The sequence below is a fragment of the Bifidobacterium apicola genome (assembly GCF_042846865.1).
Lineage (GTDB): Bacteria > Actinomycetota > Actinomycetes > Actinomycetales > Bifidobacteriaceae > Bombiscardovia > Bombiscardovia apicola.
Genome location: NZ_BAAFQQ010000001.1, coordinates 731,412 through 747,618 on the forward strand (window position 1 = coordinate 731,412; position 16,207 = coordinate 747,618).

General features: G+C 62.2%; 12 protein-coding genes. All 12 read right to left on the reverse strand.

What is annotated here, in order from left to right:
* Positions 1 to 79: 79 nt before the first annotated feature.
* Positions 80 to 1,342, reverse strand: a complete 1,263-nt coding sequence (gene galK / locus ACGG9J_RS03095) for a galactokinase (RefSeq protein ID WP_390133519.1) — start codon at positions 1,340 to 1,342, stop codon at positions 80 to 82.
* Positions 1,339 to 2,622, reverse strand: coding sequence for a galactose-1-phosphate uridylyltransferase (galT, locus tag ACGG9J_RS03100; protein ID WP_390133521.1), 1,284 nt, complete (start codon positions 2,620 to 2,622; stop codon positions 1,339 to 1,341). The genes galK and galT overlap by 4 nt, the downstream gene beginning before the upstream one ends.
* A gap of 82 nt (positions 2,623 to 2,704) precedes the next feature.
* Positions 2,705 to 3,586: a DeoR/GlpR family DNA-binding transcription regulator gene (locus ACGG9J_RS03105; RefSeq protein WP_390133523.1), complete on the reverse strand. Its 882-nt coding sequence runs from the start codon at positions 3,584 to 3,586 to the stop codon at positions 2,705 to 2,707.
* 219 nt (positions 3,587 to 3,805) lie between these two features.
* Complete coding sequence (locus tag ACGG9J_RS03110) at positions 3,806 to 4,549, reverse strand: polyprenol monophosphomannose synthase (protein ID WP_390133525.1); 744 nt, start codon at positions 4,547 to 4,549, stop codon at positions 3,806 to 3,808.
* A gap of 8 nt (positions 4,550 to 4,557) precedes the next feature.
* Positions 4,558 to 5,919 carry an NADH:flavin oxidoreductase/NADH oxidase gene (locus ACGG9J_RS03115; RefSeq protein ID WP_390133527.1) on the reverse strand — a complete coding sequence of 454 codons (1,362 nt, stop codon included), beginning with the start codon at positions 5,917 to 5,919 and terminating at the stop codon, positions 4,558 to 4,560.
* 133 nt (positions 5,920 to 6,052) lie between these two features.
* Positions 6,053 to 8,338 (reverse strand): transglycosylase domain-containing protein, encoded by a 2,286-nt coding sequence (locus ACGG9J_RS03120; protein ID WP_390133529.1) that lies wholly within the window; start codon positions 8,336 to 8,338, stop codon positions 6,053 to 6,055.
* A gap of 41 nt (positions 8,339 to 8,379) precedes the next feature.
* On the reverse strand, positions 8,380 to 9,099 hold the full coding sequence (locus ACGG9J_RS03125; protein WP_390133531.1) for a Crp/Fnr family transcriptional regulator: 720 nt from the start codon (positions 9,097 to 9,099) through the stop codon (positions 8,380 to 8,382).
* Positions 9,100 to 9,223: 124 nt separating this feature from the next.
* Positions 9,224 to 10,453 (reverse strand): lipoate--protein ligase family protein, encoded by a 1,230-nt coding sequence (locus ACGG9J_RS03130; RefSeq protein ID WP_390133533.1) that lies wholly within the window; start codon positions 10,451 to 10,453, stop codon positions 9,224 to 9,226.
* A complete protein-coding gene (locus ACGG9J_RS03135) occupies positions 10,450 to 10,920 on the reverse strand; it encodes a TM2 domain-containing protein (protein ID WP_390133535.1) in 471 nt (156 codons plus the stop codon). The genes ACGG9J_RS03130 and ACGG9J_RS03135 overlap by 4 nt, the downstream gene beginning before the upstream one ends.
* A gap of 549 nt (positions 10,921 to 11,469) precedes the next feature.
* Entirely contained in the window at positions 11,470 to 12,513 is a 1,044-nt protein-coding gene (locus ACGG9J_RS03140; protein WP_390133537.1) for a 3-isopropylmalate dehydrogenase, read from the reverse strand.
* 66 nt (positions 12,514 to 12,579) lie between these two features.
* Positions 12,580 to 15,006, reverse strand: a complete 2,427-nt coding sequence (locus tag ACGG9J_RS03145) for a S9 family peptidase (RefSeq protein WP_390133539.1) — start codon at positions 15,004 to 15,006, stop codon at positions 12,580 to 12,582.
* Positions 15,007 to 15,013: 7 nt separating this feature from the next.
* Positions 15,014 to 16,204, reverse strand: a complete 1,191-nt coding sequence (locus ACGG9J_RS03150; RefSeq protein WP_390133541.1) for an App1 family protein — start codon at positions 16,202 to 16,204, stop codon at positions 15,014 to 15,016.
* Positions 16,205 to 16,207 lie beyond the last annotated feature (3 nt).

Below are 16,207 nucleotides of genomic sequence, written 5' to 3' on the forward strand. Positions count from 1 at the left end.
CCGGCCCCTTGAAAACCGGGACCCCGCTCCCCCAGCTTAGAGGAGCGCCGGGAGAAGCGGGGTCGTAGAGGTCTGCAGCTCAGGATTCGCGTGCGGCCGCCGAGGAGGGCAGGGCGATCAGGGCTTCGGGGGCCTTGAACCCTTTGGATGCGAATCGTTCGGTGATGTCACGGGCAAGATCGGAGCCCTTGCCGGCATCAGCCAAGGCAATGATGGACCCGCCGAACCCGCCGCCGGTCATGCGTGCTCCGTAGGCCCCGCCCTGGCGTGCCGCGTCCACGGCCTCATCCAATTCCGGGCAGGTGACCTCGTAGTCGTCCCGCAGGGAGTCATGGGAAGCGTTCATAAGGCGGCCCGCCAAGGCGTAATCGCCCTTGCCGAAGGCCTCGATGAAGCGGTCCACCCGTCCTATCTCGCTGACCACGTGACGGACCCGCCGACGCATGGTCTCATCGGACAGCTGCCCCAGCAGCGCAGCCATGGCGGATGCAGGATCAGCAGCGCCGTTGACCTGGTCTGCCGACTGGCGCAGGTTGGCCACCCCCAGCAGATGCGCAGCCTGCTCGCAGGTGGCTCGGCGCTGATCGTATTGGCCATCGTTGAGCTGGTGCTGAGCCCTGGTGTTGACAACCAGCAGCTCCAGGCCTGCAGCCTTCAAGTCGAAGGGGACCTGACGCACGTTGCTCATGGCATCCAGTTCCGGCCTGCAGTCCAACCGCAGGGCGCAGCCGGATCGACAGCGCATGGAGGCGCTCTGATCCATGCCGCCGGTAGAGGCACCGGCCATATCATTCTCAGCCGTGATGGCGGCCTGGACCAGCCTGACCCGACCAGCTTCGTTGCCTCCCAGCCCCAGACCGAACAGGTCATCCAGGGCCAGGGCCACTGCGCAGGTCATGGCCGCCGAGGAACTCAACCCGGACCCCACGGGAACGCAGGAGGCCAATGCCAGGTCGAACCCTTGAACCTGCGGGAAGCCATCCCGCTGCAGGGCCCAGGCCACACCGACCGGATAGGCCGCCCATCCGCTGACTCCCCGGGCCTGAAGCCCATCCAGATCTGCTTGGACCGGATTCTCCGGATCCATGGTGGAGACCAGGCGCACCCGGCTGTCCTTCCTGGTGCTGACGGCCACATAGGTACGAGTAGGCAGGGCGATGGGCAGACTGAGCCCGGCGTTGTAATCCGTATGCTCGCCGATCAGGTTAACCCGCCCGGGTGCGCTCCAGACGCCCTGAGGGTCCCCTCCATAAACCTTTTGGAAGAGCTCTCGGGCCTTGGTAGCACCTTGGCCGTCCGCACCCTGGGTCCAGGCCTGTATGAATTCCGCTCTCGTCGTCATCGATTCTCTCCATTCTCCAGGTCCAGAGGCCCCAGTTGACGGAAGCGGTCAGCGATCCGCTCTGGGGTGGTGTCCGAGACCCAGGCAGCCATGCCTGACTCGGACCCGGCAAGATACTTGATTTTGTCCACGGCACGGCGGAAGGAGAAGAACTGCAGGTTGAGCCTGTAGTCCTCCCGCCGCGGATCGTGAAGCGGAGCCTGATGCCAGGCGGCGATGTAGGGCAGATCCATCCCCTTGCCGTCGCCCTTGTCGAAGAAGGCGTTGCCTCGCTTGAGCAGGGTGGAATACATGACGGCCAGATCCCAGCGCTCCTGGTCATTGAGCTGATCCAGGCTCAGGATCCCGTCGCGGACGGGGGCCACGTGAACTTCCAGGGGCCAGCGGGCGGCGGCAGGCACATAGGCCACCCAAGTAGCGTTGCGGAAGACGACGCGTCGACCGGAATCCAGCTCAGCCTTGAGGATGTCCGCCAAGAGGTTGCCGCCGGTACGCTCCCGGTAGTCGGCGCACTGCCTCAACTCCTGCTCCAGCCGGGGGGCGATGAAGGGATAGCAGTAGATCTGTCCGTGGGGATGGGCCAGCGAGACGCCGATTTCCTGGCCGTGGTTCTCGAAGGGGAAGATCTGTTCGATGCCCTCCATGGTCGAGATTTCTGCAGTCCGGAAGGCCCAGGCCTCCACCACCGTCCGCAGACGGGAGACCGGCAGATCAGCGGGGAGTGCGTGCTCGTCCGGGTCGAAGCAGACCACCTCGCAGCGCCCGTTGGCCTCACGCACCGGCCAGAGGGGATTGCCGTCCACCAGGGAGGGCTTGTCGGCCGTCTGCGCATCGGGCACCTGCATCATGGACGGGAAGCGGTTCTCGAAGATGGCGACGTTGTAGTCCACATCGGGGATCTCCCCATCCTGGTAGGGGTCTCCAGGCTTTCTGGCAGCCAAGGGGTTGCCCTTGGCGGTGGCCTGTGGACCGGCGGTGATGGGCCGGTTCATCCTTGCTGTAGCCATGGGGATCCAGTCCCCGGTCAAAGGATCCCGGCGCATCTGCGGCGGCTGGAAGGGCACCGTCCTGCCTTCCTGATCCTGATGGGGGGCGAATCGGTCGGCCAGGGGACGAGGGTCATCCAGACGCCTGGTTTTGCGACCCGAGACGTACTCAGGATCATCATCCAGGTAGAAGAACCGGCGCCCGTCGGCCAGCCTGGTGGGGGTGATGCGGATATGCTCCCTGGCGTAGTCGCCGGGAACATACCGTTGGGGGACATACTGCTCTGACTTCATGCTGCTCCTTCATCGTCCGTGATGATTGACAATCAATGGCAACCCGCCACGGCAACCCACGCATCCTCGGGTGATTGCTCGCTCATCGGGCATGGGCCGCTTCTTCGGCACCGGCCTCGGCCTCGGGCCCAGTGGAGGCGCCGTCATGAGCCTGGCCTTCCTCGGGGTTGACCGGCACCAGTACCAGCCGCTTGACCAGAGACCTTGTGGACTCGGCTGACTCCTGATCCAGCTGGTCATCGGTGATGACAGTGTCCACCTGGTCGAAGGATGCGAACAGCGACAGGGAGGTGCAGCTCCACTTGGTGTGGTCGGTCAAAATAATGGTCCGGTCGGCGATGTCCATCAGCGCCATATCCGTGGCCGCCTCCAAAGAGTTGGGCATCAGGAATCCTCGGGGTATGGAGACCGAGTGAGTGCCCAGAAAGACCGTGTTGACCCGCAGCGAGGCAATGACCTTGTCCGCGATGGGGCCGACCAGGGAGTTGGATCGGGTGATGACTCCGCCAGTGACGATGACCTCGACGTCCTTGCTCTCCATGGCCTGGACCAGCTCGGCCACAGGGATGGAATTGGTAAGAAGGGTCACGCCGGCGCACTGACGACTCTCCAGGAGATGCTGGGCGAAGACATAGGCCGTGGTCCCTCCCCCGATGGCGATGACATCGCCCGGCGAGACATACTCTATAGCGCGACGGGCGATGGTGTCCTTGAGACCCATGTCCATCTGTGACTTGACCGAGAAGAGCGGCTCAGCCAGAAGCGAGCTGGTGGTGACGGCCCCTCCATGGACCCTCTTGAGCAGACCCTTGTCCGCCAGGTCGGCAATGTCCCGGCGGATGGTCATGGCGGAGACGCCCAGCTCCTTGGAGAGGGCGGTGATACGGACTGCGCCACGAGTACGCAACCGGTTCAATATCAGGTGTTGGCGTTGTGACGATATCATTCGAACATTATCGCACACATTCGCCCAAACTGGCAAGCCGGCCATCAGACTACGGTCGCAGTCCCAAAACAACTGCAAAAAATCGATATTCCTGTAACACCCAGCCCGCTCTTCCGTTCGCCAGAGGCCTGCCGGAGCTCTTGCAGGAATCTGTCCATCATCAGCCTAATCTGTCTGCAAGGCTCCAATAAGACCCTGCTGTGTCGCTCATAAAGCGAACACAAAGAGGATCGAATGTCAATTTCGACGAATCAGTCGTTCAAGTCCCCACAGGGTCACCTGGACCATGGCTTCCAGAACGATTCCGGCATCCATCTTCGAACTTCCTCGGACCCGCTCCACAAAGATTATAGGCACCTCCGCCACGCTAACGCCCATGGCCTGGACACGGCGCAGCATATCCACTTGGAAGACGTAGCCGCTGGAGCGAACCCCTCCCAGATCGATCCTCCTCAACACGTCAGCTCGATAGACCCGCAGACCGGCGGTCATGTCTCGTACGGAGGATCCCAGGGCGATGCGGGCATACCAGGATCCCGCGCGCGAAATCAGGTCGCGATACCAGGGCCAGTGTTGAGTTCGGCCTCCGCGAACCCGGCGCGAGCCGATGACCAGCCCCGGATGTGCATGGCCCCGGGCCACCGTCAACATCCTCGCCAGATCCTGGGGCCGATGGGAGCCATCCATGTCCATCTCGCAGATCAGGTCATAGCCGCGCTCCAGAGACCAGCGGAAGCCCTGCACATAGGCTGGGCCCAGCCCACGGCGGGCATGCCGATGAATGACATGGACATGAGGATTGTGCCTGGCCATATCCTCGGCCATGGCACCGGTGCCGTCCGGCGAGCTGTCGTCGACGACCAGAACATCGACCTCGGGACAACATGCCAACAGCTGAGGAAGAGTCACCCCAATATTGTCGGCCTCCTGATAAGTGGGCATGACCACAATGGTCCCTGCTCCGCCGCAAACAGCATCCATGGCCACTGTCAGCGTGTGGTGCCGTAGGCCCCGCGCCGGTAAGGCTCAGGGTAAGGAGTCTGCTGAGCGGACATCCCCAGTTTGTAGGCAGCCCTGAGCGGCCAATAAGGGTCGCGCAGACTGGCTCGACCGATCTCGACCGCATCTGCCAGGCCCTTGCGCACGATCCGATCGGCCTGCCTAGGCTTGGTGATCAGCCCCACCGCTGTAGTGGGAATCAGCACCTGGCTTCGTACCTGGTAGGAGAACGGCACCTGGTAGTTGGGGGCAGCCGGAATCTTCACACCAGGCACCAGGCCCCCAGTGGAAACATCAATCAGATCCACCCCGTGCAGCTTGAGCACCTTGGCAGTGCGGATGGTCTCGTCCAAGCCCCATCCGCCAGTGGCCCAGTCAGTTGCAGACATGCGCACCAGCAAGGGCATGCCCGAAGGAATGACCTCACGCACGGCATCGGTCACCTGGATCAGCAGGTGCATTCTGCCGGACAGATCGCCCCCGTATTCGTCGTTGCGGCGGTTGACCAACGGGTCAAGGAATTGAGAGAGCAGGTAGCCGTGGGCGGCATGCAGCTCCACCCCCAGGAAGCCAACCTGAACGGCTCGTACAGCAGCAGAGCGGAAGTCAGCCACGATGGAGGCTATCTGAGCCCGCGAAAGCTGGACTGGGACAGCCATCCTGCCATAGGCAATAGGACTGGGACCCACGGGTTGCCAGCCGCCCTCAGCCACAGGCACAGTGGCATTGATATAGCCCATGGAGGAACACCCGGAGGAACCCTTGCGCCCCGAATGGTTGAGTTGAACGATGGGTACGGCTCCAGCTGCCTTGACATCCCGGACGATGCCCTGCCAAGCCCTGGCCTGCTCGTCGTTCCACAGCCCTACGTCGCAGGGGGAAATCCGCCCCTGAGGGTTGACAGCCGTGGCTTCTCCGATGACGACGCCGAAACCGCCCAGAGCCCGGGACACATAGTGCTGATAGTGGAAGTTGGTAGGAACCCCATCGTGCCGCAGGGCCGAATAGGTGTCCATGGGCGGCATCCAGATTCTGTTGCGGATATGCTGGTCGCGCAAGTCCATGGGCTGGAAAAGCGCAGGCAGAGACAGCTCCCCCCTTTTGTCGGATCTTGATTTCCTGTTCTTTTTGGGTCCCTTGGCCTTCTTGCCCGTCTTTGACGACTTGATCCCCCTGGCAACCTTGCCGGCCTTGTTCGTTCCGTCATCGGGACCCGGTTTAAACGACCAGCTCGGCTTGGACACATCCAACCTGCCAGAGCCCTTCACAGGCCCTGATATTGCCTGATCCTCATTGATCGGGCCGTCAGCCCGAGGGGCCTTGTCATCCAGCTCCGAATATTCCTGGACCATCTGTTCCTGCCTCTCCCGGCGGGCGGCCGCACCCCTCGTGGTCCGCCCGTCGACGAATCCCTGATGGTCTCATTGTAGACACAGCTCTTCACTGGACCTTGCCGGACCTCTTGGAAGATCCTCCAGCCAGGCCCTAGCCCTCAGGCGACTCCACCGTTTGCGATTGGTTGGGACCGGTCCCCTGGGTCCTTGGCTGCTCTTCCTGGCCACGGCGGTTCGTCTGTTGCTGTCCGCCCGTGGACCGTTGCTGGAACTGCTGGGATTGCTGAGGCTGCTGAATCCCGCCGGTGAACCGGGGATCGGGATTGCCGTAGGAGTTGTCCGGCTGGATGTTGGCAGCGGCCAGGTAGGTGTTCATGAACTCCTTCCAGGCAGGTGTGGCGATATACATGCCGTACCAGGTTTGCATGGATCGTCCGTTGATGGTCCTGCCGTTGAAAGAGACCTGACCCTCCGCATTGCCTACGCTGACGTAGGCGGCAACCTGTGGCACGAAGCCGCCGGTCAGCATGTACTTGTCCTCGTGGGTGCCGGTCTTGGCGAAAGTCTTGCGCCCTCCGTCCAGCTGAGTCACTGCTGCCTCGCCTCCAGGCTGGACAACACCCTGATTGAGCGCATAGGCAGCGGTCTCGGCAATGCCCGGCTCGATGGCTTGATGGCAGTTGGCCTTGGGCACCTTGATGTTCTGCCCGTTCTTGTCGACCACCTTGGTCATGGCTATGGGGCTGCACGCCACTCCCTTGGCGGCGATGGTGGCGTAAACGTTGGCCATGGTCAGCGGAGATGCCTGAACCGCGCCGATTGTCATGGGCGGCTGGAAGGTATTGGACGAGTGGATATCCATCTGGTCCTTGGGTGAATTGTGGTAGCCCATATCCTTGGCCGTGTCGGCTATGGCGCACAGACCGATCTGCTGGGCCATGGAAGCCTGGGTGGTGTTGTGCGAGCGTATCAGGCCCTGCAGGGGGGACTCAGGCGAGACCGTGCCGCCGCCCGAGTTCTCCACATGCCAGCTGCCGTTGCCGAACCCGTAAGGGGTGCCGTCCGCCATCTTGCAGGCGAAGGAGGCCTGCGGGTAGCTGGTGGAGGTGCGCAAGGGCTGGTTGATGGATTTGCCGGCTTTCATCCAAGAGACCAGATTGATGGGCTTCCAGGTGGATCCCACAGGGAAGCCCCAGCCGCCGCCATCGACCTGATCAACGGCATAGTTGATGGCTGTGCGGGTGCCGCCGCCCGAGTTCTGGGTGGCATCGTAGATGCGGTTGATGCCAAAGCCCAGGACTTCGCCGGTTCCCGGGCGGATGGACGCAATAGTGACTTCGAAGCCGCTTGGATCGTCCACGGGAATGGTGTCCCGGGCCGCTTTCATGGCTGCGGCATTGGCGTTGACGTCCATGGTGGTGTAGATATCCAGACCGCCCTCTTTGAGGAGCTTGTTGCGCTCCTCCTGGCTCTTGCCGAACTCTTTGGAGTTGAGGATCTGCTTGGTTACATAATCACAGAAGAAAGCCGCGTCTCCGGCCGCCTGGCAGCCGGCGTCCACAGACTGCACGTGCAGCATCTGATCCAGCGGCTTGGCCTTGTTCTCGTCATACTGACGCTGGTTGATGTAGTTCTCCTGCCGCATCAGATCCAAAACAATGTCCCGTTGCTCCTGGGAGGCCTTGACATTGACGGTAGGGTCGAAGCGTGCGGGATTCTTGGTCACGGCGGCGATGGTAGCGGCCTCGCCCGGGTTCAGGTCCTTGGCTGACTTGCTAAAATAGCGCCTGGCTGCCGACTCGACACCATAGACGTTGGTGCCGAACTGGGCAATATTCAAATATCCTTGAAGGATTTCAGCCTTGGAGTACTTCTTCTCCATCTGCACCGCAATCAGCATCTCCCGCATCTTGCGGGCTATGGTCTCCTCCTGGGCGTGGTACTCGGCGATGGGGTCGTTGTTTTCCTCAGCCTGGCTCATGAGCACGTTCTTGACATACTGCTGGGTCAGGGAGGAACCACCCTGGGTGTCGCCCTGCTTGATGTAGGTCTGGATGAAAGCCCTGAGCACGCCCTGGGTGTCTACACCGGCATGCTCGAAGAAACGACGGTCCTCGCGGGCCACTACGGCCTTCTGCATATAGTCGGAAACATCCTTGATGGGCACCACGATCCTGTTCTGCGCATAGAAGGTGGCGATGACCGTATGCCCGTCGGAGGCGTAGAGGCGGGACTGCTGAGGCAGATCGTTGACATTGAAGTCGATGTTCTCCGTCTTCAGGGCGGGCATCAGATTCTTGGAGGCGGCGTTGATGCCGAAGACAGCGGGAAACAGGAAACCAGAGACGACCACGCCACCTGCGACGCAGAAGATGAGGTAAGCCAGCAACAGCGTGAAGAAGCGCCTGACCGACATGGATTTCTTTTGTTCGGGCATGGTCTCCATCCTAGGCCGTCGGCTCTACCGAGCGGCAGCGTTCACATTCGAGAGCGTCGAATCAAAGGACCAGGCTGGAAAATGATGATGGTGCGGCCCTTGCGAGATATCCATCCCCGGTTGGAGAAGTCCATCAGGGCCTTGTTGACAGTCTCCCGCGAGGCACCGACCAGTTGTGCCAGCTCTTCCTGAGTCAGGTCATAAGGAACCATCAGCCCCTGCTCGAAGGGTTCGCCGAAGCGTGTAGCCAAATCCAGCAGGGTCTTGGCCAGGCGGGCCGGCACATCCAGGAAGACCAGGTCGGAGATGCGCTCGTTGTCGGTTCGCAGGCGGTGGGCCAGCACCTGAAGCATGTCCACAGCCACCTTGGGATGCTGGTTGAGCCAGTCGAAGAGGGTGTCGTGGTCCAGAGCCGCCACCTTGGTCTTGTTGACCATGACCACTGCCGAGGCTGTACGCGGTCCGCCAGAAGGATCAAAGACGGGAATCTCGCCCAGAATCTCACCGCGCCCGTGGATGCTGAGCAGTTGGATGCGACGGTCAGGCGACTGACGGACCAGCTTGACCCGGCCCTCCTCCAGCAAATACATGCGGTGGTCGGTGTCCCCCTGTCGGAAGACCGTGGACCCCTTGGCATAGGTGAACTCGCGCATGGTGTCCAAAAGCTGGTCGGCGTCCTGTCTGGGCACCTGTTTGAATAGGGCGGTCTGCCTGAGTGCGTTCCCATCATCGGGAATCTCATTGGGCTTGTGAACCGCCATACCTCTCACTCCTTTTCGCCATGTCTGGCGGGTCTGCATCGACTCACGCATGGTTGATGACCTCACGCCGGGTTCGACGCGACTGAGCACGATTATACCCACACACATCAACCCCCTCGCCTGGTCAGGCGATCTGAGCGGTCCATTCCTCACGGCTGTAGCGCTGCCGGGCCAGGGTACAAGCCCGCTGCTCAACCTCAGGCGCAGGCCTAGACATGCGCAGATCCTCCACCAAGGAGGGCAGGGTGTCCAGAAGGGCATCTATCAGGGATCGGCGGGATACACTGGTCTGCCTGTCGATGGGATCCACCCGGCTTCTGACCGAGGTCACGGCCTTGTCATGAAACTTCTCAGGGTCCACATTGAGCACCTGGGCCATCAGGTCAGCGTCCACCGAATAAGAAAGCGTGGTGTGGTGGAGCAGCCCGCCCGGCCCCAGGGAGCCTGCTGGCAGCCTGCGTTGGGCGGCGCCCCCCATCTTGCCCTGCGGGGAGGCGATATCATTCATGCCCTGCCAGCCAACCTGAACACCCTGCATACGCAGACCTCGAACCAGCCAATAGTCGCAGATCCGGTAGGAATCGATCAGGTCCGCCCCCTTCACGAAATCCAGAGGCAGATAGAGGGAATACGTAATGGCCCGGTCAGGCTGGATGACCATGGTGCCACCGCCGGTGCAGCGGCGTACCAGTGCAAAGCCGAGACTGCGCGCCCGCTCGACGTGGACCTCCCGGCTCAAGGACTGGAAACGTCCCAGGATCACGGCTGGCGCCGACCAGTTCCAGATGCGAAGGGTGGGCGGCAGCTGGCCCAGGGCCACGGCATCATTGAGGGCCTGATCCATGGCCATCTGCATGACCGGCTCCCGCGGACGGTCTCTGATCAGGTTCAGCTTCAGCCCAGACCAGCGGCGACGGCATTCGGACTCGTCCGGCTGTGACTGCCGGGAAGACGCCTGATCCGACGATGACGGCAGCTGAACCTCCCCTTGTCTGCGGATGACCAGCCCAGCCGGCAGCGCATGCTCCAGTGCGGCTACCAGAGTCCATGCGGAAACGCCGACAATTCTTTGGCCGTCCCCCTCTGCCATGACCCTGCCCAGCCTCTCCAGAGCCATACCAGGATCCAGAGGCAGCGGCATATCGCAAATTGCAGATTCCAGTCGTGATACTGGCCCATAGCCCTCTTCGGATTCCTGGGAGATTGTCGCAGATGGCTCCGTGAAAAAGTCGCCGTCAATCCTGCAGGAGGCGATGGCCGGACGGGAGGCTGGACCTTCGCCCAAGGCCAAGGTCACAGCCGCTAGTTTGCCGCCCGCCTGCTTGCCAACGCCACGCAGCCAGGTCGAATTCAATCCGTCAGCTCCCATCCGCGAGCGTCACGATGCCAGAAAGAGCCGGGTGAGGATGTCAGAATCAGGATGCCTTCGACCAGCCCCCAAATTATGGCGATAGTCGGCCCCAGGAAGAAGAAGAGGAAGCCGATCAGGGTAAGCATGAGCTGAGCCACGCCCCGGCCGGTCCTGCCCAGGTAGAAATTGCCCACGCCAAAACAGCCCAGAAAGATGCTGAGAAGCCCGGCTAACAGTTTGCTATGCGGGGTGGGCGATATCGGATAGGGGCCTCTGCCGTTGGGCATGGCCCCGGGGTATCCGTCTTGGGGCGTGACCGGGTAGCGCCAGGGCATGGAGGATTGAGGTGGATACTGACCTCCGGGATACTGGCCAGCCGGGTACTGATTGCCCGGGTATCCTCCCTGAGGATACCAGCCAGCCTGGTACTGGCCGGGATAGCCCGGTCCCTGCTGATAGGGCCTTTGCAAATTCTGGCCACCGGGATACTGTCCGCCAGAATACTGCCCAGCTGGATACGGCTGACCGGCAGGATACGGCTGACCGGCAGGATACCCAGCGGTCGAATACGGACCGGGCCGATGGGGTCCTGACTGATACGCCCCCGGGTATTGACCGACGTTCTGAGGGGGCAAGGAATATCCGGCACCGGCCCCCTGCCCGTTTATGCCCTGAGCGTTCGTGCCCTGACCAGTCGGATACCCGCCGTAAGGGTACTGGCCAGAGGGGCGCTGACCCGTCTGATACGGATTCCGGTCCCCTCTGCCAAAATCATGGCCAGCCGGATGGCCTGGGGCCTGTCGCTGCCCGTCAGCTGCGTCCGGCCCGGACTGGTACGGCAAGGATGCTCCCGCAACAGCATCCCCTCCGTCAGGTTCCCGATGCTCTGTCGGCACCTGTGGGGATGGGGGTGTGCCGAAGCCAGGATTTCCTATCGGCGTATCGCTTGACTGCCGGTCGTCCGGTTGGGGGGCATCATCCATAGTCATGCCCTCCAGTCTAGCTGCCATCCGGCCCAGTCACAGACGAGCCAGAATATCCCTGCCGATCTGCTCTGTGCTCCGCTGAATGGAACCGGAGCGTTCGATGTCGTCCTCCACGGCCCGTTCAATACTGGCCGCTTCGCCCTCGAAGCCCAGATGATCCAGCAGCATTCCCGCCGAGAGAATGGCTGCCGTAGGGTTGGCGATCCCCTTGCCTGCAATGTCAGGAGCAGACCCGTGGATGGGCTCGAACATGGATGGGTAGGTGCCCGAGGCGTTGATGCAGCCGGAAGCCGAATAGCCCACGCCTCCCACCACAGCTCCCGCTTCATCAGTGAGGATATCGCCGAAGAGGTTGTCGGTCACGATCACGTCGAAACGGCTGGGATCGGTCACCATGAATATGGTGGAGGCATCGATGTGCAGATACTCGCGCTCCACATCGGGATACTCCTGGCCCACCTGATCGACCAGCCGCTGCCACATGTCTCCCGCGTTGGTCAGCACATTCTTCTTATGGACCAGGGTCAGGCGACGGCGACGCTTCATAGCCAGCTGGAAGGCGTAGCGGATGACCCGTTCCGCTCCGTAGGCCGTATTGATGGATACCTCGGTGGCCACCTCCTGGGGGGTGCCCCGGCGAATGGAACCGCCAGCCCCGGCGTAGAGCCCCTCAGTGCCCTCCCGCACGACCACGAAGTCGATGTCACCCGGATCTGCCAGAGGCGACACCACACCCTTGTAGAGCTTGGAGGGGCGCAGATTGACATACTGGTCCAGCTCGAAACGCATTTTGAGCAGCAGTCCCCGCTCCAGGATGCCGGCCTTGATGCGAGGGTCACCAATGGCCCCTAGGAGGATGGCGTCCTGCTGCTTGAGCCGGTCCAGATCCTCGTCGGGCAGAACGGCTCCATCACGCAGGTAGCGTTCAGCGCCCAGGTCGAAGTCCTCATAGCGGATATCAGCCTTGCCCCGGGTAACCTTTTCCAGGACGGCCTGAGCCTGGGGAACAATCTCCTTGCCGATGCCGTCACCGGCAATGACCGCAATGTGATATGTTTTCTGCTTGCTATTTGTCATACCCTGAGCATAACGAGCCCGCTGAGGCTGTTTCCTGACCCTGACCGAATCCCGGACAAGCCCGGTTCAGCGGCGTTCGGGGACCATGATGGACAGGCACCAGGCGTTCTCGAAGGCCAGCTCCTCCCACTGCCGGTAGCGTCCGCTGATGCCTCCATGGCCTGCCTGGACCTCGATCCTGATCAGTGCATCGGCTCCCACCTGTGGCTCCTGGAGCCTGGCCACCCACTTGAGCGGCTCTACATAGAGCACTCGGGTGTCGTTCATGGATGTAGTCACCAGGATGGCAGGGAAGTGGTCTCCGCCGAAGATCCGATGCCGCCGATCAGCGTCAGGAACGTTCTCATAAGGCGAGTAGGAACGCATGTACCGGTAGACCTGCTGATCATGCAAGGGGTCTCCCCACTCGTCCCATTCGGTTACGGTCAGCGGCAGGTCAGGGTCCAGGATAGTGGTTAGCGCATCCACGAAGGGCACATCCGCCTCGATACCGGCATAGAGCTGGGGGGCCATATTGGCCACCGCGCCCATCAGCAGCCCGCCAGCCGACCCGCCATTGGCCACTGTATGACGGGGATCCGCCCAGCCCTGAGCCTGCAGAGCGGCGGTCACGTCGATGAAGTCCAGGAAAGTGTTGACCTTGTGCAACCGACGGCCCTGCTCGTACCAAGCGCGGCCCATCTCCCCGCCGCCGCGTACATGGGGGACCGCGTAGAGCACGCCCCGGTCCAGCAGGCTGAGACGGCCAGTGGCGAAACCCGGGTCCTGGCTGATCTCATAGGCTCCGTATCCGGTGATGAACATGGGTGCGGACCTGTCTGGATCACGATCCGGCCAGGGACGGCGCTCAGGATGGTCGGGCGCCTGGATGACCGTGTCATCAGGCCCGGTCCTACCGCAGGCATCAAGCTCCGGATGCATCCCCCGCCGCCAGACTAGGGAGACCGGCACTAAAGCCCCATCCCTTACGCGGACCAGAATTCGACGCTCAGCATATCGCTCGGGTGCAAAGTCACCCAGCACCTGGGCCCGCTTGAGCAATCGGTCCACACCCCGCACCGGATCCAGCTCCCGCAGCTCAGCCGGAGTCCCATAGCTGCCCCTGATATACCGCAGCCCGGGGGCCTGATAGGAGGGATTGTCCGTGGGGCCGATGCTGTAGAGACGGTCAAGGCCGGCCCTTCCCTGATCATCAGGCAGGACCTCGCGGAAGCGCCACGGCCGGCCCGCCCGCAGATCCTCCAGCGCCTGGTCCTTGGCTATAACGGCCATGTGGGGCAGACTGTCGGCCCGGTAGGTCAGAACCACAAAGCTGCGGTGGATGCCCAGCCCCTCGATGCCCAGCCCGCGAGCGCCTTGCAGGATGGCGGGATTGCTCGGATCCTGATAGGGCTTTTCGGGCGGCAGGGAGGACAGGTCTCCGGAGCGCTCGCAGCCATAGGGACTGCCCTGGGCCAGCCGCACCCCCTCGCCCAGACGGAAGGGGGGACGGTGGCTGCGCAGATCGATCAGATCCACCTCGAAGTTGGGGTTGTTTACATTGTGGTAGACCACAGCCACCGGCAGGTCTTCACCAGAGCGACCGGCATCTTCAAACCGGGCCAGGCTGATGTCGTACTCCACCCCCTCCTTGCGGGGGATCAAGGGCACAAACTCCCCCTGAGGCTCCTTCAGGTCCAGCATGAGCACCTCGCTGGTGGTCTTGGAGCAGGTGGCAATCAGCATGGCGGATTCGTCGTAGCTCAGCCCCAGCCCTACCCAGAAGCGCTCATCGTCCTCCTGGTAGACCATGACATCCTGGTCGGCCGAAGTGCCCACCTTATGCCGCCAAACCGTGTCCGGACGCCAAGCCTTGTCCAGGCCGGTGTAGAAGACCCAGCGGCCGTCGGGGGTCAGTACCGCCCCAGAGGAGACCTGGTCGATCCGATCAGGCAGGTCTCGGCCGTCCGACAGATCCCGGATGCACAGGTCGTAGCGTTCGTTGCCCCTGGTGTCCAGGCCATAGAGCATCCAGCGGCCGTCGGCGCTCAGATCCAGGCAACCCAAGGAGAAAAAGTCATGTCCCTTGGCCTCGGCGTTGGCATCGAAGATGACTTCCTCGCCCGGCATGGATCCGGGCGCTGCATCAGCCTGGACAGCGGGAGGGTCCCAGTCATCCCGGTCGCGCACCGGCAGACGGCACTGTACCCCATACTCCTGGCCCTTGAGTGTTCGGGAAAAGTACCAGTAGCCGTGCATCCTGGTGGGCACCGACATATCGGTCTGCTGTACTCGGTCGGTGAACTCTTTGAAAAGGGTGGCCCGCAAACCCTCCTGACCGGCAAGCCGTTCTTGGCAGTAGCGGTTTTGGTCACACACGTAGGCCTTGGTAGCAGGATCCTCCCGGTTGCGCATCCACTCATAGGGATCTTCAAAGTGATCCCCATGGAAGCATCGATCGGCGGGACGGCGCTGTGCGCAAGGAGGAGTGGAGTTGACGGCCGAAAAACTCATGAGGCGATTATATTCGGGCGCGACGACGCAGATATGGCAGCAAAGTCCGCATCAGATTGGCGCCCGTGGTCCCGTAGAAGACCGGTACATCCGTCACCGGCATCGGCTGTGTGGCAGTGCGCTTGGACAGGGATCCCAGACCCGTCTCTTGTGGACTCAGCTGGCGAATGCCGATGGCCAGGACCCGACCCGGATATTGCCTCACCACCTGGGCGAAGGTGGAGGGGTCGCTCTGCCCGTCGTCGCCTATGAGCAAGAAGCGCATCTTGGGAAAGTCGGCCATGAGCTGGCGGATGAACTCCATCTTATGCTGCACGATGGAGGGCACGAAGGTCTTGGGCCTGGGATCCAGATCCCGCAGCAGCAGGGGTCCAGCTGGAAAGCCATGGTCACGGATGAAGCCGCGTATGGATCCCTCCACATTCCAAGGCGAGGCCGACAGATAGAAGAAGGGCATCCGAGGGTCCAGATCGCGGATACGGTTGTAGAGCACGGCCATGCCCGGCACCGAGGACCGGCGGTGTGGATTTGAAAGGAGCAGGTTCCAGGCAGCCTTCCAATGATTGGGCACCTGGCTGATCATGATGGTGTCGTCCACGTCGGATATGACACCAACAGGAGTTTGGCTGGGCACGATGTACAAGGGGGCGTCGACGGACGGGCGCCCCCGCACCTGATAGGAAACCCGGTGCACGCCTGGGGTCAGCCGATGCTCCGCCACCAGATCCAGGTAGCCCGAGCGGTCGGAGAAGACCGCATCCGCACTCAGACTGCGGCTTGGATCGACAGCATCGTAGACCGAGGAGTCGCCCACCTGGACCCTCCCGATGGCCGTGCTGTCGATGGCCAGCCTGACCCTGGTCCTTGGCGCAGGTACGGTTAACAGGCCGCGAATGCCACGAATGGCAGGATCCTCGCGTCTGCGGCCGTCCGTCAGAATGGTGCGGCATATCAGCCGGGAGTAGGACTCGGTACCGTATCCCACATAGGGTTGGACGTCGGCTGACCAGCCCATGCGTCCGGTCATATTGATGGACAGCCCTACCCACAGATCGAAGGCGCCAGTAACCAGGCGCCGCAGCAGACGCACCGGAGCTGGCCTGCTCTCGATACCCTCCCCGGGCACGGCTGAATCGAAGGTGGTGCTGACCGATCGGACTCGCAGGGGGCCTTCATCACGGCCGGATCGCCTGGTCATGAC